Origin of the sequence: Marinomonas profundi, assembly GCF_020694005.1 — a bacterium.
GTDB lineage: Bacteria > Pseudomonadota > Gammaproteobacteria > Pseudomonadales > Marinomonadaceae > Marinomonas > Marinomonas profundi.
Genome location: NZ_CP073013.1, coordinates 3,348,668 through 3,372,915 on the forward strand (window position 1 = coordinate 3,348,668; position 24,248 = coordinate 3,372,915).

Consider the following 24,248-nt stretch of genomic DNA (forward strand, 5'->3'; position numbering starts at 1 on the left):
CTGCTCCGCTATTATCTGCGTTTTATTGTCTTCTTATCTTAATTAATCATTTTATTTCAAGTTGTTATTGTAAGTGATGTAATGGTTACATATCTAAATTGTTCTTGAACATTTGTTGAATTTTATTTAGGGTTAAAGGGAGTTTTGTCAATTTTCATAGCAAAAATGAGGTTTATTATGAATAAAGTATTTGGTAGATATATTATATCTCTAATTAGTTTTTCGATGGCGCTTTTTTCCGTGGCGGCATCAGCAAACACATTGGACAAAATAAAAGACGAAGGTACCGTGACGATTGGGGTAGCGAATGAAGTGCCCTATGGCTACACCACAGCAGATGGAGAGCCAGCTGGTGAAGCGCCAAGTATTGCGGTTCATATTTTAAATGAGCTGGGTGTTGATGACGTAAACGTTGTGGTAACCGAGTTCGGTTCTTTGATTCCTGGTTTACGAGCTGGGCGTTTTGATGTTATTGCTGCGGGTATGTACATCACTCCAAAGCGTTGTGAGCAAATCCTGTTTTCTAATCCAACATACAGTATTGGTGAAGGCTTCTTGGTGAAAAATGGCAACCCAGAAGGGCTAAATGGTTATGGTGATATTAAAAACAAATCCGTGAAATTGGGCGTGATGTCGGGTGCGGTAGAATACGGTTATGCGCGTGATTTCGGTATTGATATGAGCAAAGTAGTGACGTTACCGGATTACCCATCTGGTGTTGCTGCGCTTAAGTCTGGCCGTATCGATGCGCTTGCTGGTACGAGCTTAACTATGGCTTCTTTAGGGCAAAAAGACGATCGTGTTGAGTTGGCTCAGCCTTTTGAAGACTTGATGATCAAAGGCGAGGCGATTAAGGGCTATGGTGGCTTTGGTTTCCGCCCTGCCGATACCGCTCTACGTGATGCGTTTAATGAAGAGATTGGAAGCTTTGTTGATACCAAAGATCATATTGCCATGATCGAGCCTTATGGCTTTGGTAAACACACTTCGCCAGGTGGTATGACAGCGAAAGAATTGTGCCAATAACACTGGGGAAATAACTCATGGAATTAGGAGAAATTGTCTCCGTATTGCTCCAGGGAGCCATGGTCACCATTAAAATTGTGGCCATGGCGTTGCCTCTTGCAGCGTTAATGGCGTTTAGCTTTGGCTTGATTCGCCTTTATGCACCAGCGCCTTTTAAGCAAATAGCCATTGTTTATATTGAGTTTTTTCGCGGCACTTCCGCGTTAATTCAGTTGTATTGGATATATTTTGTATTGCCATTTTTTGGTATTTCTATCGATGCGATGACTGCCGCCGTGGTGGCCTTGGGTTTGAATATTGGTTCTTACGGTACAGAAGTTGTGCGCGGGGCAATTCAAGCGGTGCCAAAAGGACAGTATGAAGCGTCGATTGCTCTTAACTTCACTCCTTCACAGCGTTTGTGGCGCATTATGATGCCGCAAGCACTGGTGAATATGATTCCCCCTTTTGGAAACCTGACGATTGAGTTGGTGAAGGCAACGTCATTAGTATCTTTGATTACCATTGGTGATTTGACCTTTAGGGCGAAGTCTCTAGCGGATACCACATTACAAGTAGGTGAGATATTCGGTGTTGTCTTGCTGTTTTACTTTGTAATCGCTCAATGTTTGGTGTTTTTCATAAGACGCTTAGAAAAACACCTTGGCAAAGGCTTAGGTCGTGGAGGTATTGATTCATGATTGGGTTTGAATGGGATTGGGCATTTACGTGGGAAGTGCTTCCGATGATTTTGTCTGCCGCGAAAGTGACATTGCTGGCGACATTGTTGGGGAGTATTTTTGCTATTTTTATGGGCCTCGTATTCGCTTTGCTTCGTCGTAGCAAAAACCGGCCATTGCGTATCGGTGTGTACTGGATCGTCGAATTTATTCGAAGTACCCCCTTGCTAGTACAGATTTTCTTTTTGTATTACGTGATGCCTGAGTTTGGTATTAGTTTGTCGCCTCTCGCAACAGGGGTATTTGCACTCGGCCTTCACTATGGCGCGTATTTATCAGAAGTGTTCCGTAGCGGTATCGATGGTATTGAAAAGGGACAGTGGGAAGCGGCGAGAGCGCTGAATTTATCGCTTATTGATACCTACAAAGACATTGTTTTGCCTCAAGCCATCCGTCCTATGATTCCCGCAACAGGGAATTATATTATTGCGATGTTTAAAGAGACGCCTCAGCTTTCGGCGATTACGCTCTTGGAAATGTTACAAATCGCTAAGATCATTGGCTCAGAAAATTTCCGCTATCTAGAACCGTTTACTTTAGTGGGGATTCTGTATCTCGTGTTTAGTATTGTCGCCGCCTACGGTATTCATCAGGTTGAAAAACGTTTTCCAAAAGAAGGATTTAGTTTGAAATGAGTGCGCCAATTATTGAGTTTAAGAATGTTAAAAAGTGCTTTGGTGAGACCGTCATCTTTAGCGACTTTAATTTCACAGTAGAAGAGAATGAAATTGTTTCTATCATCGGGCCAAGTGGCTCTGGTAAAAGTACGTTATTGCGTATTTTGATGACGTTAGAAGGCATTGATGGTGGCTACATTAATGTGGCAGGGGAGTCGCTTTGGCACATGCCTTGGCAGGGACAATATGTGCCAGCTAACAATAAGCACCTGCATAAAATGCGTCATCATCTTGGTATGGTTTTCCAGCATTTCAACTTGTTCCCACATATGACAGTGAAGCGTAATATCACTGAAGCACCCATGCGGGTTAAAGGTATTGCTCGTAAAGAAGCGGAAGAATTTGCTGAGAAATTATTAAAACTGGTTGGTTTGGCGGATAAAGCGGATAGTTATCCGAATGATTTGTCTGGCGGTCAGAAACAGCGAGTAGGCATTGCGCGTGCTTTAGCGATGAAGCCTTCTATTTTGCTGTTGGATGAAATTACCTCGGCACTTGATCCTGAATTGGTTGACGAAGTATTGGATGTCATTCGCAATCTCGTGAAAGAAGAAAGCTTTACCATGTTATTGGTGACGCATGAAATGTATTTTGCGCGTGAAATTAGTGATCGAGTTTGTTTTTTCGATAACGGCGCCATCGTGGAGGAAGGGAAGCCAGAGGTTATTTTTACTCAACCAAAAGAAGAACGAACAAAAGCCTTTCTAAATGCTTATCTTGGTCAATAGTCGCTTAGACTTAAAAAATATACGAATAAGGCGTCGATAAGACGCCTTTTTTCTGGGCGTGACAAAATGCTTACTCTGCACCGATAATGGCCCAGTATTAAATGGAGTATTAGAAAGATGTCGCCCTTGTATAGTGTTATTGTGTTGACCTTGTTTGCGGGATTGGCCATGCCAGTGGGTGCGTTGATCGCGCACTTTGAGAAAATTAGGCCCATTTGGTTAGAGAATGAACTAATGCATGGTGTCACCGCTTTTGGCGCTGGTGCATTGCTGTCAGCGATTGCTTTGGTGCTGGTGCCTGAAGGCATAGTGCATTTTTCTACTTGGTCTGCCGCTGTGCTGTTTTTGTCGGGTGGGATAGCGTTCATGTGGCTGGATATTTACCTATCCAAAAACCAAACCTCTGTGAGTCAGCTGGTGGCGATGCTGTCTGATTTTATTCCTGAATCCTTGGCCTTGGGCGCGGCATTTGCTTTGGGTAGCGTTGATGCTGTGTTGCTCGCAATGTTGATTGCCATGCAAAACTTACCGGAAGGGTTTAATGCTTTTCGAGAATTGAAAGCCTCTTCTCCTTATCATCCATGGAAAATCATTTTGTGGTTTTTAATATTGGCATTATGCGGCCCGGTGTCGGGTGTTGTGGCGTATCTTTGGTTGTCTGAATGGCCCTCTGTCGTGTCGGGAGTGATGTTGTTTGCTTCGGGGGGGATTTTATACGCGGTCTTTCAGGATATTGCTCCTCGCGTTGCTTTGGAAAAACATTGGGCGCCACCAATGGGGGCCGTAATGGGATTCTCGCTGGGATTGATTGGCTACATGCTGACCCAGTAGTAAATACTGAGCGTTTTTTTATGATTTAAAGGGCTCTGATGATTAGAGGGCTCTTATAATCGGAGGGTTCTATAGCTATCTCGTGAAAAATGTATACAAAAATATATTTATTTGAAATATAGTTAGCACTCTTTTACCTTTTTCAAGGAAGTAGAGTGGTGCTTAGAATTTTAAATGATATGAGTTTAAGTGCGCTGGTGGCAGGTTTTGTGGCCGTGCTCATTGGTTTTGCCAGTTCCGTTGCCATTGTATTCCAAGCGGCACAAGCCGCTGGTGCTGATTCTAATACGATAGTGTCTTGGATTATGGCGCTGGGTTTTGGGATGGGGGCGACCTGTTTTTTCCTTTCTCTGTGGTATCGATCACCTGTTATTACTGCTTGGTCGACGCCTGGTGCGGCATTGCTAGCAACCAGCTTGGGAACCATTAGTTATGCTGAGGCGATTGGTGTTTTTGTTTTCGCTGGCCTACTGACACTGCTTACTGGTGCCTCTGGTCTCTTTGATAAAGTCATGCGTTTAGTTCCTTTGCCGCTTGCTTGCGCTATGTTGGCTGGTGTGTTGTTTCAGTTCGGCCTCGCTATTTTTGATTCTATGATGAGTGATGTTTTCCTTGTCGGGGTGATGTCGCTGACGTATTTGGTCTGTAAGCGTTTTGTGCCGCGTTATTCTGTGCTATTTGTTTTGGTGGTGGGGGTGGCAATTGTACTAGTGCGGTCTGATGAATCTCTCATGTTGGACATTCCTTTTGACGTAGGGGGATTTGTTTGGGTTTGGCCTGAATGGAATCTTAGCGCTTTGATTGGCATTGGTGTGCCCTTGTATATTGTGACAATGACGTCACAGAATATCCCTGGTGTCGCGGTAATGCGCAGTAGTGGCTATCAAACACCAGTGTCGCCTTTGATTAGCTGGACCGGTTTTACTTCTATTATCTTGGCGCCTTTGGGTGGTTTTGCTTTTAACTTGGCAGCTATTACGGCGGCGATTTGCTCCGGTGAAGAGTGCCATAAAGACCCTAAGCGGCGCTATATTGCAGGGCTTGCAGCGGGTATTTTTTATGGCTTGGCTGGAGTGGCTGGGGCGTCGGTTGTGGCCTTATTTTCGATTTTTCCAGCGACCATGATTGCGGCCTTGGCGGGTATCGCATTGTTAGGAACCATAGGGATAAACTTAAAAAATGCCATGGTAGATGACTCAAATCGCGAGGCGGCTTTGGTGACATTTTTAGTCACGGTATCAGGAGTGTCATTTGGTGGTATCGCGTCTGCTTTTTGGGGGCTTTTATTTGGTGTTATTTGTCTTTTGCTCTCTAATATTAAACTGAAATAAGCAGGCCAGTTGATGGATATTAGTCAAAGCATAAAAGAAGATATAGTAAAGAGTCTGTTACCACGGGGTGTTCCGCTGCGGCAAACCACTCTTTCTGTTCGTTATGGTGTCAGCCGAATCCCCATTAGGGATGCGTTGCGGTCGTTAAAAGCAGAAGGGTGGCTGGTTTCTCACGGTAAAGTTGGTGTGATGATTCCGGACTTAGATTGGAAAGAGGCGGAAGACCTTTGCCTTATGCGAGCTGAGTTGGAATGTTTGTTGTTCGGTATGGCGTTTAGCCGTATTCAAGCAGACGATATCATCGAAGCAAGGCGTATTTTGTCTGAACTCGACCAAGAAAACGTAGCCTTGATCCATCGAGGAGAACTTAATTGGCGTTTTCATCAGGCTTTGTATCGGGCGGCTGATCGACCAACCCTGCAGCGAGTTGTGGAAGGGCTAAATAAACAGGCTGTGCGCTACTTAGGGTTTCAGTATGGCCCTTTAGGGTATCGGACGGAAAGTCAGAATCAGCATGAGGCGCTGCTGTTACTGATTGAAAAGAAAGATAAATGCGCGGCCCTTGTGTTATTGAGACAACACATTGAAGAGGCCGGGGCATTATTGGCCGACTATTTGAAAGCGAATGCCTGATAGTGAGGTTGAGTCTTTGTTCAATGCTTTAAACAATAATCCAGTAAATATTTTAATGGCTAGGTGTTAACTGTTTTCATGGGTAGATTGGGGTAGGTAAATGCTAAGGCATGCGCCACCTAGTAACACGGAAGTGCCTTTTTCGATGAAACCTTGTGTGTTATTGGCATTGTGAGCAATGGCTGATAACTCAGCAAAATACAGTCCTAAGCCGGTGTTGCCTTCAAGAAACTCTTCGGGCTGGTCATCTGTAAGCTTGAAGCCGTCGCCATCATCTTCTATTGCAATAACAAGGAGTGGAATTCCTTGTTGTGTGTTGATTTTTTTTGCGCTAATTATAATCTTCGATTTTGCAAAGCGTAGTGCATTATAAACCGCTGTGCTCACCACGGCCGTCATGAGGCGTTCGTCAAATGTGCCCATTAGATTGGGCTCGCAAGCGTATGTTAGTTCTAGGCTTTTTGCATTGGCTGACGGTAATAAAGCAAAGACTTGATCATCTAGAAATTCATCAAGTAAAAAAGTATCGACATGTAGGTCGTAACCATCTGATGCGAGCTTATAGAGATAAAGGTATTCGACCCATTCATCATTCAGTTTTTTTAGGGACTCTTCAATAAGAACAATCTTTTTTTGGTTGGCGTGATCTTGACTGCCAATGGCATCTTTGAGGCCTTGCAGTTGATATAATAGGGTGCCTACCTGATTTTTGCTTTCATGTATTGCGCTGGCCAGAATGGTGCTGATGTTTATTTTGTTCATTCTAGCCTCCAAAAGCTTTTGCATAAGTGGCATTTTGCTCTCTAGTTGGCGCCGTAGAGTGGCCAGATTTGGCTTCACTGAGCCATGCCTGAAATACTTGCTTAGCGGTTGATGTGTCGCTATCCGCTAAATAAACGTCTATTTCGTAGCTGTAGGTTTTGGCTTTGTTATTTTGGTCTTCAAAAAAGGATTGGTGTACTTTTTTAAGGGTGCTGTCAAAATTGTCTTTTTGACGCGTCAACAGAGCGCCGCTGTCTGAGATTCTAGCAAGCGATTCTAAATGTTTAAGATACACTTCTGCTGTGTTGTAACAAGAATATTTTGCCAAGAACACTGCGCGTCGGTAGGCCATTTCTGCGGTGATGTAATCCTTCAATGATAGGCTGATATCACCCAGTTGTATTTGTCGTAGAATATTTTTGGGCGATTTGCCAATGGCTTCAATTAAGGTGGCTTGCGCGTCTTGTGTTTTTCCCTGAGTAACTTGTATTTTTGCAAGCCAGTCGTATGCACTCACAAAAAAACGATTGTCTAGCATCAGTTGGCGAAAATTTTGTTCTGCTTTTTCTAGCTCACCCATTAAAAAATAAGATTTGGCTTTACCAAACAACGCCCAAGGCATTTTTCGACTTTTGAGCGTTTTATTAAAAAGTGAGAGTGCTTTTTGGTATTGTTGGGTTTCTAGAAGGCTTTCGCCGATGATCCTTTCACATTTACCAGTAAGGGACGGATGTTTTTTCATGATTTTTTTTGCAGCAGAGATGGCGTCTTCATAGTTATTGGCATCAAGTGCAATATTGACGTCGTACAATTTTTCCTTTGTTTCCAATAATTTACTGAGTCGTCGTTGCAAGACTGCTTGTGAAAAAGGCTTTGTGATGTAGCCATCTGGCTGATACTCAATCGCCCCCATAACCATTTCAATCGATGTTTCAGCGGTTACCATCAAATAGGTTGCGGTATTGGGAATCAGTTTAGCGTGCCTTATTTCTTCTAACAGCTGTTGCCCATCTTTGCCATTGCCAAGGTTGTAATCAGACAAAATGACATCAAAGGACTTATTTTTCAGAAGCTCAATGGCGGTTTCGGCTTTCATGGCAATGTCGATAGAGGTAAAACCAAAATCCGTTAGCATTTTTCGCTGCATGATTCGTGCCTCTGCCATATCTTCTATGAGTAGGGCTTTTTTCTGTGAAAAGTCTTGTTGTGCCATAGATTATTACATTCCATGTCTAGCCATTATAAAAAGGATTTATTAGGGTCAATGATGAGGTCTTCTGAAAAGATTTCTTCCTCTTCTGAGGTCTGCTGGGGAATAGAATAGGATTCGCTCGCCCATGCTCCCAAGTCAATCAATTTGCATCTAGGACTACAAAAAGGTCGGTCTATATTCTCTGTAGACCACGGGGTTTTTGTGTGGCAAGTGGGGCAGGCAACCAAGGTTGCAGCGTTATTATTTTGCATGATAATGGCTCTAAAATGATAGTGGCTCTAAAAAATGATAGTGGCTCTAAAGTGATAGTGTCTCTAATATTTTTTGGTGCAATTTAAAGACTTTAGCATTCATTTCGTCAATATTACCAGAATTTTCCAAGACGAGCTGGGCCCTCTTAATACGCTCCTTGTTGCTCAACTGTGTCGCGATGATTTTTTGAGCGCTTTCTTGAGTAATATGATCTCTATTCATGACCCTATTAAGCTGTGTACTAGTCGGAACATCAATGGCAACGACCAGTTGGCATAGTGTCTCTTGCTTCGTTTCGAATAACAATGGATGAACAAGTAGGCCATATTTTGAAGTGATGGCGTTGAGTTGCGTTTTGATGGCTGCTCTGATCGCTGGGTGCGTCAACGCTTCTAGCCAAACTCTTTCCTTGGGGTCGTTAAAGATAATGTCACGAAGTGCTCGCCGGTTTAATGTGCCGTCTTGCAATAGTATGTCGTTACCATGGCGCTGGTGGATTTTTCTTAGGCAGTCAGTGCCTGGTTCAACGACAAGTCTAGCAACATCGTCAGCATCCACGCTTTGAATGCCTATGTCATTAAAGCACTTCGCAATGGTACTTTTGCCTGAGCCGATGCCACCAGCAATGCCAATTATAGGAGGAAGGTCTGTCATAGTTTACCAATAAAACATCATTATACTGGAAAAAATTAAGCAAGGGCCAAAGGCAATGTACCTAGAAAACCCTTTATTTAGGGCAATAGTGTATAAGATTCCGAGACTACTTGCACCGAGTAGTAGTGTTGGAATGCATTCTATTCCTAACCAGGCTCCAAGCCCTGCAAGAAGTTTTGCGTCGCCTAATCCTATGCCTTCTTTGCCTCTTATTTTTTGGTAAACAATAGCAACAATGAAGATAAGGCTGTAGCCAACTATCATGCCTAACACACTGCTTTCTAGGGTGTTTTTGTCCAAACTTAACAGCAGTCCACAAAGGACAATAATGCCATTGCACTCATCTGGAATTAAATGATGGGTAACGTCGATAGCGGCGGCTGTGAGTAAGCTGCTCATCAGTAATGTTAGTAAGGTGAGAGTGTAAATGTCTTCAGTCAGCCATAATAATGGAAAGCAACAGACTAAATGTAGGGCCTCAATGGCAGGATAACGATAGGATATGTTCTGTGTGCAATAGCGACATCTCCCCCGCAGTAGGGCAAAGCTCAGGATGGGCAGTAAGTCCTGCCAAGCTAGTCGATGATTGCACTGCAAACAGTGAGAACAAGAGGCTTTCAGGTGATTTGGGAGTGTCTTATTGAATGGCAGAGACAGTAGCTTGTGTGCCTCTTTTTCCCAAAAATACATCTGTTTTTCCGGCCACCGAACACTAAACGCAGCGGCGTAACTGCCTAGGCTTATCACGATTAAGGCATATAAAAGACACTCGTACATTGTTACCAGCATCATGAAATATCCAGTAAAGGGGCGTACAAAGAAACGAGTGCCGAAGCCACAAAGCCACCAGCAATGAAAAGGCAACAAGCCGGTAGTAGTTTTTCTAGTAGAGAGAGATTTTTTTGCCAGCGCTTTTCGTGTGCCTGAGCCGCCAGACTAAGTGCTCTTGAGATGTCTCCGTCTTGCTCCGCCGAATGAAGTGCAATAGCCGATTCATGTGGAAACCATCGAGGAGGAAAGCTTTTTGCGTAGCTACGCCCAAGCCGCAAGGTGTAATAGACAGTATAAATTTCGTGTTTGATGGGGTCGTGTCTAAAATATTCGGGCATATTTTTTAAAGCATGTTGTAACGTCAGGCCGCTTTTTCTGGTTGTGTTCAGCAAAGAAAATAACTTAGTGAGACGAAAGTTATGGCTGTATTTTTCTAACCAATGACAAGCATAGCCTCGGTACAAGCTGTGAATGATGATCAGTTGAATGCTGCTGCACAGCAGATATATCGCAGATAAGCTAATTATGTTGTCCCAGAAGTCTAAATCCGTTGATTTTGATTGGAATAGTTTGTTTGTTAGGGAAATGATTAACGCTATTTGAATGATGCTGAAAGGATAGGCTATGGCTTTTAGTAATCGTTGCGACCAATTAAGCAAGGCATCGAGTTGGAGTATGGCGATTTCTAAGCTTTTTTCAGCGCTTTCTCTGGTGCCATGGGCGTTAAGTAATTGGCAGTAAGGTGCGGCAGATGGCGTGCTTAGCTTGATTAAAATGTCGTTAAAAGCAGTGCCGTTTTCTAACTCTCCTAGCATGGCTTTGCAGAGAGTGGCGATGTTGGAGTGTGTTGAGGATTGAGCTAGATGCGCCACTGTTTGATTCAACTGTAAGCCCGACTGTAATGCGCTTTGCACCTCTGTATAAAACGTATGCAAGGCTTTGTAGTCCATCTTACGAGGACGCCAATCTACAATGGTAAATTGCCAGTATCCATTTTGAACATAGTGAAACAAGAGGGTATTTTCGGACGTGCTGTGGCGATGGTCGACTTTTCCATTTTTGTGCAGCACTTTATACCAAGGCATCTTTTTCTTCCTTATGCTGATGGGGAAAGGCTTTCCAAAGTGCCGGAGACGCAATGAGTGTTTCGTAGTCTTTTGGCAGTGTTTCTTGCCATGTAGGGACTAGACCATTAAAAATGGGTTGTTGAGACGAAATTTTGTACTGCATCGATTGGTGTATGATGAGCTTTAAGGAGCTGGCAAGAGAAAAAAAGTCTACTTGCCAGCCGTGGCAACGATGAATGGCGTCAAGCGCAGAATTGGTGTGCAATGTAGCAAGGACGAGATGCCCCGTCAGCGCAGCATTGACGGCCAAGTTGGCCGTAACCGAATCACGTACTTCTCCCACCATAATGACATCGGGGTCTTGTCGTAAAAATGACTTTAAAAGGCTAGCCGAATCCAGCCCAATGGCGTGATTGGGTTCACATTGAAACAACCCCTGAATTTCATATTCAACGGGATCTTCAATGGTGAAGACGGTTTTTTTGCCTGTGTTTAAGACATCGAGACAGGAATAAAGCGTGGTGCTTTTTCCGGCGCCGGTGGCACCGCACACTAGGATTAGGCCGCTATTTTCATTGAGTATTGAGCCAAGGGCGTTTAGTAGGGCGGGCTGAATGCCGATATTATGCAGCGCTAAGCGACTTTTTTCTGGTAATAGCCGCAGGGCAATTTTTTCGCCTTTAACAGTGGTGATGATGCTGACCCGAATAAAGGTACTTCGGTGCTTTTCTTCAAATAAAAATTGCCCTTCTTGTGTCCTTCGGGTTTCCGATAAATCCAAGTTTGAGCGCATTTTGATGCGGTTGATTAAGTTATTTCCTTGGGGTAAATCGGCGACTTTGCTCAGCACGCCATAACAGCGTTGATACACTTTGATGGCTGAACTTGAGTGCTCAATGTGAATGTCTGTCGCCCCATGACTAACGGCGGAAGCGATGATTTCTTCTAATGTCATGCTCCTGTGTCCCCTGTATTCGCTAGGCTTTCGCACTGTTGCGGAAGTACGTTGGCTTCTAGGTCTGAGGTGCAATGCCAGTTTCTATTTGCGTCGCGAGAATATTTTAAGTACTGACCTTCGGTGATGCCGGTATTGTCATTCAGCGTGATTTGAATATTGCCCACCTCTTTATCTTGATCCTCTACTGTAATGGATTTAACGAGCGATGCTGGGTCGAGAGAGTGTTTTATTAGGTTGAACTCCGCTGTGCTAGGAAAGGAACCGTGCAACAGAATAAACTCTTCAACTAATGATTGATGTTGGGTGGCGAGGTTTTGCGCTTCTATAAGCTTAGCTTTGGTTATTTGGCGGGTAAATGTAGGGGCAGATAAACTGGCTAAAATGGAAATGATCGCAATAACGACCATGAGCTCTAGTAATGTGAAGCCGCGTTGGGTATGACGAAAAAGTAACATTCTTCACTCCTTGAAGATTTTAGTGGTTGGCATCCTGCCGAAACACTCAGAATATGAGTTTTTATAGACTAAACGATTTGATCAAGAAAGTCTCCTGTCGGTATTTTTTCTTGATAGATTGCCGTTTTACTGTCTTTATTGGCGATATGAGGAAAAGGTTCTGCGTCGTCGTCTTCAATAAATTCTTCTTCCAATTCAAGTAGAGCGTCCTCGCGGCGACTTACTTCATCGTCTTCGACTTTTTTTCGGTTTCTCTGTGACAATGCCTGACCTTGTTCGGATAGGGTAACAACAAGATCACTGGATGCTTTCGCGTTACGGGCATTAAGGGCCGCTATGTTTGTGTCTTCGTCCGATCGCAAATCAAAGGTCGTGTAGCCAGGGGTGACTGTGCCCGTTTGTGTATGGCTTGAAAGTGCAATGACGTGTGGAAGACTGCCAGACATAATGAATACCCAATAAATGACATCAATAAATACTAATAGGCATTTGATGGTATGTCCAATGCAGATAACCCTTTCTGCATTGGACAATGATTTTTAATGTTGGCTAATTTTTCCTGCTTGAATCGCGGTAATTGCAATGGTGTAAACAATGTCGTCAACCAAGGCGCCACGAGACAAATCGTTAACCGGTTTGCGAATGCCTTGTAACATAGGCCCAATACTCACTACATCCGCACTTCTTTGTACTGCTTTGTAGGTGGTATTACCGGTGTTTAAGTCAGGGAAAATAAACACGGTGGCTTTGCCTGCCACTTTGCTGTTCGGCGCTTTTTGTTTTGCGACTTTTTCCATAATAGCGGCGTCGTATTGCAGCGGCCCGTCAATTAATAGGTCTGGTCGAAGTTTTTGTGCAATCGCTGTGGCTTCTCTGACTTTGTCGACGTCATTACCGGTGCCCGATCCACCTGTGCTGTAGCTGATCATGGCAACTTTTGGGGTGATGCCAAAGGCGGCCGCTGAGTCGGCACTTTGAATGGCGATTTCAGCCAGTTGTTCAGCGCTTGGGTCTGGATTAATAGCGCAGTCACCGTAAACCAGTACTTGGTCTGGTAGGCACATGAAAAAGACTGACGAGACTAGGCTGGCGTTTGGTGATGTTTTGATGATCTGAAGGGCAGGGCGAATAGTATTTGCCGTGGTGTGGACTGCGCCGGACACTAGGCCATCGACATCACCAACCTGCAGCATCATGGTGCCTAATACAACGTTATCTTCAAGTTGCTCACGGGCAACAATGTCTGTCAGTCCGCGGGATTTTCTTAATTCGACCATGGGAGCCACATAACGCTCACGAATGCTACTCGGGTCGAGTATTTCCACGCCATGGCTTAATTCGATGCCATTGTTTTGCGCAATGCGCAGAATCTCGGTTTCGTTGCCTAATAACGTACAACGAGCTATGCCGCGCTCGGCGCAAATAGACGCCGCTTGAATGGTACGAATCTCTTCACCTTCTGGAAGAATGATGCGCTTATTAAGTGAGCGTGCAAGTTCGATCAAGCGGAAACGGAAAGCAGGGGGCGAGAGCTTTCTTTCTTCTTGGTTCATGGCAAAAGAGTTGATCCAGTCGTGATCGATGCATCGGGCGATGTGCTCTTTTACCATCAGCACTCGTTCTTTATCGTCCAGTGGAATTTCTTGGTTGAACGATTGCATGTTGATGACGGTTTCCCAGCTATTGGATTCAACTGAAAGCACTGGCAAGCCTTTTGCCATGGCTTTGCCGCAGAGTGCCATCAATGACTCGCTTGGCTGATAGCCACCGGTTAACACCAATGCCGCGATCTTGATGTCGTTTAATGCCGCAATGGCGGTGGCCATGATGACGTCGGTGCGGTCTCCAGGAGTGAAAACCAAGACGCCCGGACGGAGCGCTTCAAGCATGTTTTCAACGCCGCGGGCGCACAACGTATAAGATTGCACGCGACGAGATTCGATTTCTCCCGCATTGATAATACGAGCGCCTAAGAAGTCTGCGACGTCTTTGACACGCGGGTAAGTCAGTTCATCTGCTTTTGGGATTTGCCCTAGCAGACTGAAATTGCGTTTAAATATCCCTCGTTGTGCGAATAGATCACCGTATGATTTGACGCCCAATGATCCCGGTGTAGTTTTATTCAATATACAGCCGATGACATCATTGGCTTTAATGCCGCCATAAGACCCAGCGGCAATTTCAACATGGTGCTCTAATTCATTGACACGCATGTCGTTAGGGGCGGTCACCAATACCAATCCAGCGTCAAGCGTTCGAGCGATGGCTTTATTAAGTCTTGTCGCATAGGGATGCCCTGCAATTTGAGCTAGACCTTCTACAATCACGGTCGAATCAGGCTCGACGCTTGCTTGAAAGCGTCCGACAATCTCTTCCATCAGCTCATCAATGTTGTCGTTATAAAGGTAGCGTTCTGCTTCATGAAGTGGAATCGGCTCGGCAGGCGTCAGTGTCGAACCTTGCGCAACCATAGCGGTCGATTTATCCGGCCCTTTATCGCCTGGCTGAGGTTGAGCAATAGGTTTGAAAAAGCTGGCTTTTAAACCTTGCTGTTCGAGTGCGCGAACAAGGCCAACTGAGACGGATGTTAAGCCCACGCCTGGGCCAGTAGGAACGGTCATTAATACATTTATTGACATTTCGGATGAATCCTAAATAAGTCCATTATGGGGTGCAACGTCTCAATCAATGCTGAATTAAACGAATCGTATCCAATGCAATCATGAATTCTTCGTTAGTCGGAATGATCCAAACATCTGTTTTACTGTCTGTTGAGCTAATGTTAGCGATTTCACCACGCGGCGCATTGTCATTGAGAGTTGAGTCTATACGAATATTAAATGCTTTCAAATAATGGCAAATAGTGCGACGTACATAGTGTGAATTTTCGCCAATGCCACCAGTAAACACTAAATGATCAATACTGTCTAAGGTGATGGCGACACTGACTAGATGTTTGGCCGTGCGAGCTGCGAACATATCGAGCGCGAGTTTGGCTTTTTGATCGCCAGAGTCCATCGCCTCTTCTAAAGTTCTGCAATCATTGGAGCGTTCTGATACTCCTAGTAGTCCGCTTTTTTTGTACAGTATCTCAAGGGCTTCGTCAGCGGAAATATTTTCAGCTTGGCTAATGAACGACAACAAACTTGGGTCTAGGCTACCAGAGCGCGTTCCCATCATTAGGCCTTCTAATGGGGTAATCCCCATGCTGGTGTCCGAGGATTGACCATGATGAATGGCGCAGGTGCTGGCGCCGTTACCCAGATGCGCGACAAGAACGCCTTGCTGATCGCTGCCTTTTGCCACTTGAGCTAATTTTTGGCTGATATAACGAAAACTGGTGCCATGAAACCCATATTTACGAAAATGGTGCTCGCGATAAAAATGCATCGGGATAGGGTATAGGTACTGTTCTGGTGTCAGTGTTTGATGAAATGCGGTGTCGAAAACCGCCACCTGAGGCAGTCCCGAGAAAAGCTCAAACGCGATCTCAATGCCCTTGGTATGGGCAGGGTTATGCAGCGGTGCAAACTGAGCGCAGTCTTTTATGCCATCAATGACGTCCTGATTAATTAAGACCGATTGACTAAATGTTTCGCCGCCGTGAACGACCCGGTGACCAATGCCCACTAATGTGCTTTCAATGGCAGGGTGTTCATTAAGCCACTGTTTGATATGAGTGACGGCATTTTTATGGCTACTATCTTTTAAAGGGATTTGGCTTTTTTGGCCATCATATTTAAAGGTGATACTGCTTTCGTCTGAGCCTAATCTGTCCGCGATACCTTCAACTAATGTATCTTGTCCGGCGTTAGCTAGAATGGCAAATTTTAACGAAGAACTGCCACAATTGATGACTAAAATACTCTCTTTCATAATGTTTCCTGAGAGACACGCAAAGATAGGTCTATTGCTTGAATGTGTTTTGTTAACGCACCAATGGAGACAAAATCTACGCCCGTTGCTGCGACCTTTAGTAGTCGCTCTTTGTCCATGTTTCCTGACGCTTCGAATTTGACCTGACCTTTAAAGTCAGCAACAGCGGTTGCCATGTCTTCATAGGAAAAATTGTCTAGCATGATGATATCGGCACCAGCTTGTACTGCCATGGCGACTTCTTCAAGGTTTTCGGTTTCGACTTCGATGGTCTTACCCGGCGCAATTGTTTGCGCCATGTTCACCGCATTGGCGATGGAGCCTGCTGCCATAATATGATTTTCTTTTATTAAAAAGGCATCGTATAGCCCCATGCGATGATTTTGTCCGCCTCCCACCGTGACCGCATATTTTTGAGCTTGACGCAGACCTGGAAGCGTTTTACGCGTGTCTAAAATGGTTAACTGTGTGTCTTTCACTATCTGACTGTACTGGCGAGTGACCGTGGCGGTATAAGACAATGTTTGCAGAAAGTTGAGCGCCGTTCGCTCTCCGGTTAAAATCGTTCTTGCATGACCTTTTAGTGTTAAAAAAGGGCGATTGGCTTCGAGTAAATCCCCTTCATTGTTGTGCCACTCAAGGCTGACGCGCCCCCCTAAGTGGGCAAAAACTTCCTTAACCCAAGCTTGGCCACACAACACCGCTTGTTCACGGCTAATCACCGTTGCGGTGATTTCTTGGTCATCAGGAATAAGTTTTGCTGTTATATCACCTGCACCCACATCTTCTTGTAATGCGAACGCGACTTGCAATCGAATGTGCTCGGTTAATAGAGCGTCCAAAGGGGCCATGTACTATCCTATTTGTCACTGAATTAAATCGCTATTGTAGCCTTATATTGTAGGTGCGTCAGTGCTGTTTTCTGGGATTTGTTGATCTGCATAGTGTTTTATTACTAAGTTTTTCGGCCTTGCGCGTTTTTTATATCGATTTGATAGGCTGCTTGCAAGGCGTGATAGAGGCAAGGAATGCTAGGCGCGCGGAGCCAAGCAAGTTGCTCATGTTGGTGGGTGTGGTCGCTTATTCAGGGTGTTTGCTGTATTTCTCGTGAAAGAAATGTGGAATTCATGCTATTTATACAGCTCATACGTTTGGTGAATCTTGATCACTGTTTCTTGTGTTTTCGCGGTGTTTTATGGTTTTTTTGTCAGTTTTTAGATAGGATTCAAGGCTTGTAAGCGATTTAAACGCTTCTGCTGCCCTTCAATCTTGAGGGAGGTGGCTAGGCGATCCTTTCATTAGGTGTTAATCTTACGCCCGAATTGGATACCTTGGTGCTGAGTAAACACTCAGTACAAGGTAAATTTTTTGTAAGACATCGACGTTTGATGCGCTACAAAATGATATTTTTATGTATTCATAAATACACGTTTTTGATTTTTTATGTGCACCTAGTAAAGCTAATTGCATGTAGAAATTTAATGTTGGGTTTGATGAACCAAACCCAAATTGGAAGCGAACCGACTAGATACTTTAGTGGTCGATGCAATGGAAATAAAATTAAAACAATAATGATGACCATTGGAACGGATAAAAACGACACTTTAAACGCAATAAGTAGGGTGTCGTCTTTATCCTAAATCGGCTGGAATTTAGGGTGGCTATTCATCTAAATTTCGAAGGTTCGTTTAAGTAGCCTCCAAGGCTTAAATACACATAATGCCCTTGGTAGGTTAAGTATCTGTTCTAATAGCGGGAGTTATTAACACGATGACTGAGCAGCATATTCTCGAAGACATCGATCCAACTGAAACCAAAGAGTGGGTCGATGCGCTTGAGTCTGTCCTTCGCGAAGAAGGTCCTGATCGCGCGCAATACATTTTAAATCGTTTGACGAATGAAGCTTCAAAAGCGGGTACGTCAATGCCGTCGTCTATCACGACACCATACCGGAACACAATTGCACCTGAGAATCAGAAGCCATTGCCCGGTGACGTATTTATGGAACGTCGTATACGTTCTATTATTCGTTGGAACGCATTGGCTATGGTAATGAAGGCGAACCGTGTTGATTCAACACTTGGTGGCCACATTACAAGTTTTTCTTCTGCCGCAACGCTTTACGATATCGGTTTTAACCACTTTTTCCGCGGAACGAGTGAAAAACAAGAAGCAGATATGGTCTTTTTCCAAGGCCATATTTCTCCTGGTATTTATGCGCGTTCATACATTGAAGGGCGCTTGACAGACGAGCAGCTTGATAACTTCCGTCGCGAAGTCGATGGCAAAGGTATCTCTTCTTACCCACACCCTTGGTTAATGCCAGATTACTGGCAGTTCCCTACCGTATCAATGGGCTTGGGGCCTTTACAGGCTATCTACCAAGCACACGTTATGAAGTACCAGCACAGCCGCGGTCTGATTGATCAAGGTGACCGTAAAGTATGGGCTTTCCTAGGCGATGGTGAGTGTGACGAACCAGAATCTTTAGGCGCTATCGCTTTAGCGGGACGTGAAAACCTAGATAACTTGATTTTTGTGATTAACTGTAACCTGCAGCGCCTTGATGGTCCTGTGCGTGGTAACAGCAAAATCGTTCAAGAACTTGAAGGTGTCTTCCGTGGTGCCGGCTGGAATGTTGTCAAATGTCTATGGGGTCGTCATTGGGATCCTCTATTCGAAAAAGACGACAAAGGTTTGCTTATTAAGCGTATGAATGAAGTTTGCGATGGTGAACTTCAAAACTACAAAGCAAATGGCGGCGCTTACACGCGTGAACACTTCTTTGGCAAATATCCTGAGTTGCTAGAGATGGTGAAAGACATGACGGATGATGAGATCATGAATCTTAACCGTGGTGGTCATGATCCCTATAAAGTCTATGCAGCTTACGCTGAAGCAACGTCTCACAAAGGTCAGCCGACCGTTATCTTGGCGCAAACCGTTAAAGGTTACGGCATGTTTAAAGCGGCTGAAGCGCAAAATACCGCGCACCAAACGAAGAAGCTGGATGAAGAGTCTTTGGCTCAATTCCGCGACAAGTTTGGTATTCCAATCAGTGATGAAGAGCTAAAAGATTTACCTTACTACCGTCCAGCGGAAGACAGCCCAGAAATGCAATATTTGCGCTCTCGTCGTAAAGAATTGCATGGTGACTTCCCAGTGCGTCGTCGTGATTGTGAAGCGCTTGAAGTGCCTTCTTTGGAAGCCTTTAAAGCTCAAATCGCGGGAACAAACGGTCGTGAGATTTCGACTACTATGGCATTCGTGCGTGCATTGAATGTGATGGTAAAAGACAAAAAAATCGGCGAACGTGTTGTGCCGATTGTGGCCGATGAAGCGCGTACCTTTGGTATGGAAGGCATGTTCCGTCAGCTTGGTATTTATTCTGCTCAAGGTCAGCGTTATACACCGCATGACCACACTCAGATTATGTACTATAAAGAATCTGCAGATGGTCAAATTTTGCAAGAAGGCATTAACGAGCCAGGTGCATTTTCTGCATGGTTGGCGTTAGCGACTTCTTACAGCAACAGCAATTTGCCAATGATTCCTGTGTATATCTACTACTCTATGTTTGGTTTCCAACGTATTGGTGACTTAGCTTGGGCGGCGGGTGATTCTCAGGCACGTGGCTTCTTAATTGGTGCTACGGCTGGCCGTACAACGTTGAATGGCGAAGGTTTGCAGCACGAAGATGGGCATTCCCATATTCTTGCAGGGACGATTCCGAACTGTGTGTCTTATGATCCGACTTACTCTTATGAAGTCGCTGTTATTGTGCAAGATGGCTTGCGCCGTATGTATCAGGACAAGGAAAGTGTTTTCTATTACTTGACGGTAATGAATGAAAACTACACACATGAAGATATGCCTGAAGGTGTTGAAGACGGCATTATTAAAGGCATGTATAAGCTTAAATCTCACGCTAAGAAAGCCAATAAGAAACAAGTTCAATTGCTTGGTTCTGGCGTTATTTTGCGTGAAGTGGAAGCGGCTGCAGAGATCCTATTTAATGATTTCGGTGTTAACTCTGATGTATGGAGTGTCACGTCTTTCAACGAGCTACGCCGTGAAGGTCTTGATGTAAGTCGTTGGAATATGCTTCACCCTGAAGCAGAAGCTCGCCTATCTCATGTTGAATCTTGCTTGAATGGCAATGGCCCTGTAATTGCGTCTACCGATCATATTAAATTGTTCGCAGATCAAATTCGTCCATTCGTAAAAGGTACTTATAACGTACTTGGTACAGATGGTTTTGGCCGCAGTGATACTCGTGCTCAATTGCGTCACTTCTTCGAAGTGAATCGCTACTGGGTGGTAGTTTCTGCCTTGAATGCACTGGCAAAAGACGGTGTGATTGATGCATCTGTAGTTAGTGGGGCGATTGCTAAGTTTGGTTTAGATCCTGAGAAGCCAAACCCTGTTACTTGCTAATTACCTGACAAGCTAGGTATCTGGCTTAGCGTATATTGCTACCTAAGCCAGATAAGTTTTTAAGTTTGATGCGTCTATAAGACAAAGGAGATTTCTGTGAGTACTGAAATCATTCGAGTACCGGATATTGGTGGTGCGACTGATGTCGAAATTATCGAGATCAGTATTGCGGTTGGTGACACTATCGAAGTGGACCAATCTATTATTGTTTTAGAAACAGATAAAGCTTCCATGGATGTGCCATCTTCTATGGCTGGTACAGTAAAAAGCATTTCTGTGAAAGAAGGCGATAAGGTTTCTGAAGGGGACGAGCTTCTGATTATTGAAGTTGAGGGTGCAGTAGCATCTGCTCCTGAAGCGCCAGTAGCGGCTTCAGCACCGGAAAAATCGGCCGAGCCGACTTCTGCTCCATCTTCTTCCAGTGAAGAAAAAGTTTCAGTGCCTGATATTGGTGGTGCGACTGACGTAGAAGTGATTGAGATTTGTGTTGCTGAAGGCGATATGGTTGAAGAGGGCGACTCTATTATCGTTCTTGAGACTGATAAAGCTTCTATGGATATCCCTTCGCCATTTACCGGCAAGATCGGTAAAATTTCGATCAAAGTCGGTGATACGGTTTCCGAAGGTGCCGCTATTCTTGTGGTGACAACTGAATCATCTTCAACAGCTTCTGCTGCTTCGGAAGAAAAAGCGGAAGCACCAAAATCATCTGCTCCTGCAGCAGCCCCCGTTTCTGGTGGTGTTGAGTCTGTAAAGGTGCCTGATATTGGTGGTGCTGAAGGTGTAGAAGTGATCGAGGTTGCTGTCGCGGCGGGCGATAAAGTTAAAGAGGGCGATTCGATTATCGTGCTTGAAACTGATAAAGCTTCCATGGAAATCCCGGCGCCAAAATCAGGAACCGTTAAATCGGTTTCTATTAAGGTTGGTGACAAGGTTTCTGAAGGTCATCTTGTTCTTGAGCTTGAAGTGGAAGGTAGTTCTGACGCAGCGCCGGTTGCTGAAAAAGCGGCTCCTGCTCCTGCAGAAGCGCCTAAAGCGAATGCAGCGAAAACCGCTCCTGCGGCAGATCAATCGGCTGTATTGTCTGAACCTTCGAAGAAAGTTCATGCCGGCCCAGCTGTGCGTATGCTTGCTCGTGAGCTAGGTGTTGACTTGTCTCTTGTTCGTCCTACTGGCCCTCGTGGTCGTATTACGAAAGAAGATTTGCATGCTTATGTGAAAGCAGCGGTACAAAAAGCCGTGTCGGCTCCAGCGGGTGTTGCTACGGGTTCTGGTTTGCCAACTGTGCCTGATCAAGACTTTAGCAAATTCGGCGATGTCGACCTTGTTAAGATGAGTAAAATTCAGCGCATGACGGCGCAGAACATGGTTCGCAACGCGCTTGTTGTGCCTCAAGTGACTCAGTTTGATAAAGCCGATATTTCTGACCTTGAAGCATTCCGTAAGGGCTTGAAAGGTGAAATGGAGAAACAAGGTGTGAAATTGACACCTCTTCCATTCCTGATTAAAGCAGTAGCACAAGCTATGGTGGCGAATCCAAGCTTCAATGTGTCGCTAATGGCCGATGGCGAAAGCTACGTTCAGAAGCATTATGTGCACATTGGTATTGCGGTAGATTCTCCTGCAGGCTTAGTGGTTCCTGTTTTGCGTGATGCAGACAAAAAATCTGTTATTCAGATCGCAAAAGAAGCCAGTGAGTTGATTAAAAAGGCACTTGATAAGCAGCTTAAACCAGCTGATATGCAAGGTGGTTGTTTTACTATTTCTAGTTTGGGTGCGATTGGCGGGACTGGCTTTACGCCTATCGTTAACTGTCCTGAAGTGGGTATTCTTGGTGTTTCTAAAGCAGACATTGAGCCACGCTGGAATGGTAAAGAATTTGAGCCTCGTACCATGTTGCCATTGTGCTTATCTTACGATCATAGAGCGGTCAATGGTGGTGATGCGGGTCGTTTCATGACCTTCTTGAACGCCTTGCTAAGTGATGTGCGTCGCTTGTCTCTTTAATGAGATATTTTGATCAATCGCTAATGTGATCAAAAGTGAAGTAAATAAAAAAGCCGCTTACTGACGTAAGCGGCTTTTTTTTTAGCCATTATTCAAATGGCACACAGGCACCTCGCCCCTTGGGCGGGGGGATTCATTTATGTGTTTGTTAGGCTATTAACGGCCTGTATTAACGCCGACTTGCGGGAGTCACAAAATGCACTGTGTGGTAATCGATTCAATACACCTAGCTTTTCAAGTCGCTCTGTAGTTTGTCCATTTGGACTAAAGATATAAACCGCACAATTCGCTTCTATTGCGTCTTTAATGGCGTTTTCTAATGCTAGGCCAATAGTAAGGTCCATCATAGGAACGGCGCTCAAATCTAACACGACGGCTTTGTAGTTATGTATGCGGTTATGGTGTTTGGCGATGGCTTTACTGACACCGAAAATCATTGGGCCGGATAAATAGAACAGCAATACCTTTCCATCGGCTTGATCGAGCAATGCTTTTTCTTCTTCCGACAGTGGAATGTCGTCATCCGCATCACTGATGGCTTTTACATTGCCAGACTGTAGGCGGCTGAGTTTTTCAATGGTTATGATATTGGCAATAAAAACACCGATGCCTACCGCCACCATGAGATCAACAAAAACGGTTAACGCCATAACGCCATACATGATGATGGTTGGCGACAGGGCGACTTTGTGGGCGCGTTTTAAAAAACTCCAATCAAGAATGTTGATCCCCACGTACAACGCAATACCGGCTAAAACAGCCATTGGGATTGGACTTATTAGCTCGGATGCCCCAAGCACCACTAACAGCAGAATTAAGGCTCTAGTGACGCCAGCAAGGGGCGATTTGCCACCAGACTGTATATTGACGACGGTTCCCATCGTGGCGCCCGCGCCAGGTAAGCCACCAAGTAACCCTGAGAAAAAATTGGCGGTGCCTTGGCCTATGAGTTCACGGTTCGAATCATGTTCTTTACGGGTTAGGCTGTCGGCGATCACAGCGGTTAATAGTGTGTCTATACAGCCTAAGGTGCCTAATACTAGCCCATTAATAATCATTTCGATAAACACGGATCGCTCAAAGTGAGGCCAGTGAATAGACGGTAGACCGGATGGAATGACGCCAATGCGGCGCACATCTGAGTCGCTAAACACTATAATGGAAACAAGCGTGATGGCGACTAAGGCGACGAGCTGAGGTGGGACGTATCGGCGCCAAGATTTCGGCAGATAAAACAGCACACCTAACGTGAGCAGGCCAAGAAATAGTTCAGAAAACTTTAGGTTAACAATAAGGTTGGGCAATGCGCTTAATGTTCCTATGACACCGCCTGATGGTGAGCTATGCCCTAAAAAAGGGGCGATTTGTAAAATAATTAAGATAATGCCGATGCCAGACATAAAGCCTGAAATCACGCTGTATGGCATGAGCGTAATGTACTTACCTAACTTTAAGTAGCCTAATGTGATTTGAAATAGACCCGCAATCATCACCACAGTAAACGCCATGGCGACACCGCCTTCAGGGCTGCTGGCCATCATGCTGGTAAGAACCGCTGTCATGATGACCGTCATTGGGCCCGTTGGTTCGGAAATAAGGCTAGTAGAGCCACCAAATATTGCGGCAAATAAGCCGACGAGTATAGCACCCCAAAGTCCTGCTTCTGCGCCAGCTCCTGATGCTACGCCGAAGGCAAGCGCCAGAGGCAGTGAAACGATGGCCGTGGTGGCCCCGCCAAATAAATCGCCTACAAGAGTCCAGTCTTTAAAGCGAGAAAAGTCAATGATCATGGTTTTTTACCTGTCCGTTATTTATATTCTGATCAATCCGTTGAAATAATCCATCGTGTTC

22 protein-coding genes and 1 pseudogene are annotated in these 24,248 nt (G+C 44.8%); 9 read left to right on the forward strand and 14 right to left on the reverse strand.

The window, feature by feature from the left end; translation table 11 throughout:
- Positions 1-177 precede the first annotated feature (177 nt).
- From ehuB to J8N69_RS15625, 7 genes are all read left to right on the forward strand, one after another.
- Positions 178-1,026 carry an ectoine/hydroxyectoine ABC transporter substrate-binding protein EhuB gene (gene ehuB, locus J8N69_RS15595; RefSeq protein ID WP_168826968.1) on the forward strand — a complete coding sequence of 283 codons (849 nt, stop codon included), beginning with the start codon at positions 178-180 and terminating at the stop codon, positions 1,024-1,026.
- A 17-nt stretch (positions 1,027-1,043) separates the two neighbouring features.
- Entirely contained in the window at positions 1,044-1,706 is a 663-nt protein-coding gene (gene ehuC, locus J8N69_RS15600) for an ectoine/hydroxyectoine ABC transporter permease subunit EhuC (protein ID WP_168826966.1), read from the forward strand.
- Positions 1,703-2,380, forward strand: coding sequence for an ectoine/hydroxyectoine ABC transporter permease subunit EhuD (gene ehuD / locus J8N69_RS15605; protein ID WP_211085167.1), 678 nt, complete (start codon positions 1,703-1,705; stop codon positions 2,378-2,380). Before ehuC ends, ehuD begins: the two co-directional genes overlap by 4 nt.
- On the forward strand, positions 2,377-3,150 hold the full coding sequence (gene ehuA, locus J8N69_RS15610) for an ectoine/hydroxyectoine ABC transporter ATP-binding protein EhuA (RefSeq protein ID WP_211085165.1): 774 nt from the start codon (positions 2,377-2,379) through the stop codon (positions 3,148-3,150). Before ehuD ends, ehuA begins: the two co-directional genes overlap by 4 nt.
- A 117-nt stretch (positions 3,151-3,267) precedes the next feature.
- Entirely contained in the window at positions 3,268-3,981 is a 714-nt protein-coding gene (locus J8N69_RS15615; RefSeq protein ID WP_168826964.1) for a ZIP family metal transporter, read from the forward strand.
- Positions 3,982-4,139: 158 nt separating this feature from the next.
- Positions 4,140-5,312, forward strand: a complete 1,173-nt coding sequence (locus J8N69_RS15620; protein WP_168826962.1) for a benzoate/H(+) symporter BenE family transporter — start codon at positions 4,140-4,142, stop codon at positions 5,310-5,312.
- Positions 5,313-5,324: 12 nt separating this feature from the next.
- A complete protein-coding gene (locus tag J8N69_RS15625; RefSeq protein WP_168826960.1) occupies positions 5,325-5,945 on the forward strand; it encodes a GntR family transcriptional regulator in 621 nt (206 codons plus the stop codon).
- A gap of 66 nt (positions 5,946-6,011) precedes the next feature.
- Here J8N69_RS15625 and J8N69_RS15630 read toward each other — a convergent pair whose 3' ends face one another.
- From J8N69_RS15630 to nadC, 13 genes and pseudogenes are all read right to left on the reverse strand, one after another.
- A complete protein-coding gene (locus J8N69_RS15630; RefSeq protein WP_168826958.1) occupies positions 6,012-6,707 on the reverse strand; it encodes a sensor histidine kinase in 696 nt (231 codons plus the stop codon).
- Between the two features lies 1 nt (position 6,708).
- Positions 6,709-7,920: a response regulator gene (locus J8N69_RS15635; RefSeq protein WP_168826956.1), complete on the reverse strand. Its 1,212-nt coding sequence runs from the start codon at positions 7,918-7,920 to the stop codon at positions 6,709-6,711.
- Between the two features lie 26 nt (positions 7,921-7,946).
- Entirely contained in the window at positions 7,947-8,171 is a 225-nt protein-coding gene (locus J8N69_RS15640) for a DNA gyrase inhibitor YacG (protein WP_168826954.1), read from the reverse strand.
- 46 nt (positions 8,172-8,217) lie between these two features.
- Positions 8,218-8,826: a dephospho-CoA kinase gene (gene coaE / locus J8N69_RS15645; protein ID WP_168826952.1), complete on the reverse strand. Its 609-nt coding sequence runs from the start codon at positions 8,824-8,826 to the stop codon at positions 8,218-8,220.
- 3 nt (positions 8,827-8,829) lie between these two features.
- A complete protein-coding gene (locus J8N69_RS17085) occupies positions 8,830-9,225 on the reverse strand; it encodes a prepilin peptidase (RefSeq protein WP_229426386.1) in 396 nt (131 codons plus the stop codon).
- 54 nt (positions 9,226-9,279) lie between these two features.
- A pseudogene (locus J8N69_RS17210) lies at positions 9,280-9,618 on the reverse strand (prepilin peptidase); the annotation flags it as partial.
- Complete coding sequence (locus J8N69_RS15655) at positions 9,615-10,682, reverse strand: type II secretion system F family protein (RefSeq protein WP_168826948.1); 1,068 nt, start codon at positions 10,680-10,682, stop codon at positions 9,615-9,617. The gene J8N69_RS15655 and the pseudogene J8N69_RS17210, both read right to left, overlap by 4 nt.
- Complete coding sequence (locus J8N69_RS15660; RefSeq protein ID WP_168826946.1) at positions 10,669-11,619, reverse strand: GspE/PulE family protein; 951 nt, start codon at positions 11,617-11,619, stop codon at positions 10,669-10,671. The genes J8N69_RS15655 and J8N69_RS15660 overlap by 14 nt, the downstream gene beginning before the upstream one ends.
- Positions 11,616-12,077: a pilin gene (locus tag J8N69_RS15665; protein ID WP_168826944.1), complete on the reverse strand. Its 462-nt coding sequence runs from the start codon at positions 12,075-12,077 to the stop codon at positions 11,616-11,618. The genes J8N69_RS15660 and J8N69_RS15665 overlap by 4 nt, the downstream gene beginning before the upstream one ends.
- Before the next feature lie 68 nt (positions 12,078-12,145).
- On the reverse strand, positions 12,146-12,523 hold the full coding sequence (locus tag J8N69_RS15670; protein ID WP_168826942.1) for a hypothetical protein: 378 nt from the start codon (positions 12,521-12,523) through the stop codon (positions 12,146-12,148).
- Positions 12,524-12,616: 93 nt separating this feature from the next.
- Positions 12,617-14,716, reverse strand: coding sequence for a phosphate acetyltransferase (pta, locus tag J8N69_RS15675; protein WP_168826940.1), 2,100 nt, complete (start codon positions 14,714-14,716; stop codon positions 12,617-12,619).
- Positions 14,717-14,762: 46 nt separating this feature from the next.
- On the reverse strand, positions 14,763-15,953 hold the full coding sequence (locus J8N69_RS15680) for an acetate/propionate family kinase (RefSeq protein WP_168826938.1): 1,191 nt from the start codon (positions 15,951-15,953) through the stop codon (positions 14,763-14,765).
- On the reverse strand, positions 15,950-16,804 hold the full coding sequence (nadC, locus tag J8N69_RS15685; protein WP_168826936.1) for a carboxylating nicotinate-nucleotide diphosphorylase: 855 nt from the start codon (positions 16,802-16,804) through the stop codon (positions 15,950-15,952). Before nadC ends, J8N69_RS15680 begins: the two co-directional genes overlap by 4 nt.
- A gap of 919 nt (positions 16,805-17,723) precedes the next feature.
- Here nadC and aceE point away from each other — a divergent pair.
- Together aceE and aceF are read left to right on the forward strand one after the other, a co-directional pair.
- Positions 17,724-20,390 carry a pyruvate dehydrogenase (acetyl-transferring), homodimeric type gene (gene aceE / locus J8N69_RS15690; protein ID WP_168826934.1) on the forward strand — a complete coding sequence of 889 codons (2,667 nt, stop codon included), beginning with the start codon at positions 17,724-17,726 and terminating at the stop codon, positions 20,388-20,390.
- Positions 20,391-20,486: 96 nt separating this feature from the next.
- Complete coding sequence (gene aceF / locus J8N69_RS15695) at positions 20,487-22,397, forward strand: dihydrolipoyllysine-residue acetyltransferase (RefSeq protein ID WP_168826932.1); 1,911 nt, start codon at positions 20,487-20,489, stop codon at positions 22,395-22,397.
- Positions 22,398-22,534: 137 nt separating this feature from the next.
- Here the strand turns inward: aceF and J8N69_RS15700 are convergent, their stop codons facing one another.
- Positions 22,535-24,187, reverse strand: a complete 1,653-nt coding sequence (locus tag J8N69_RS15700; RefSeq protein ID WP_168826930.1) for a SulP family inorganic anion transporter — start codon at positions 24,185-24,187, stop codon at positions 22,535-22,537.
- Between the last annotated feature and the right edge of the window lie 61 nt (positions 24,188-24,248).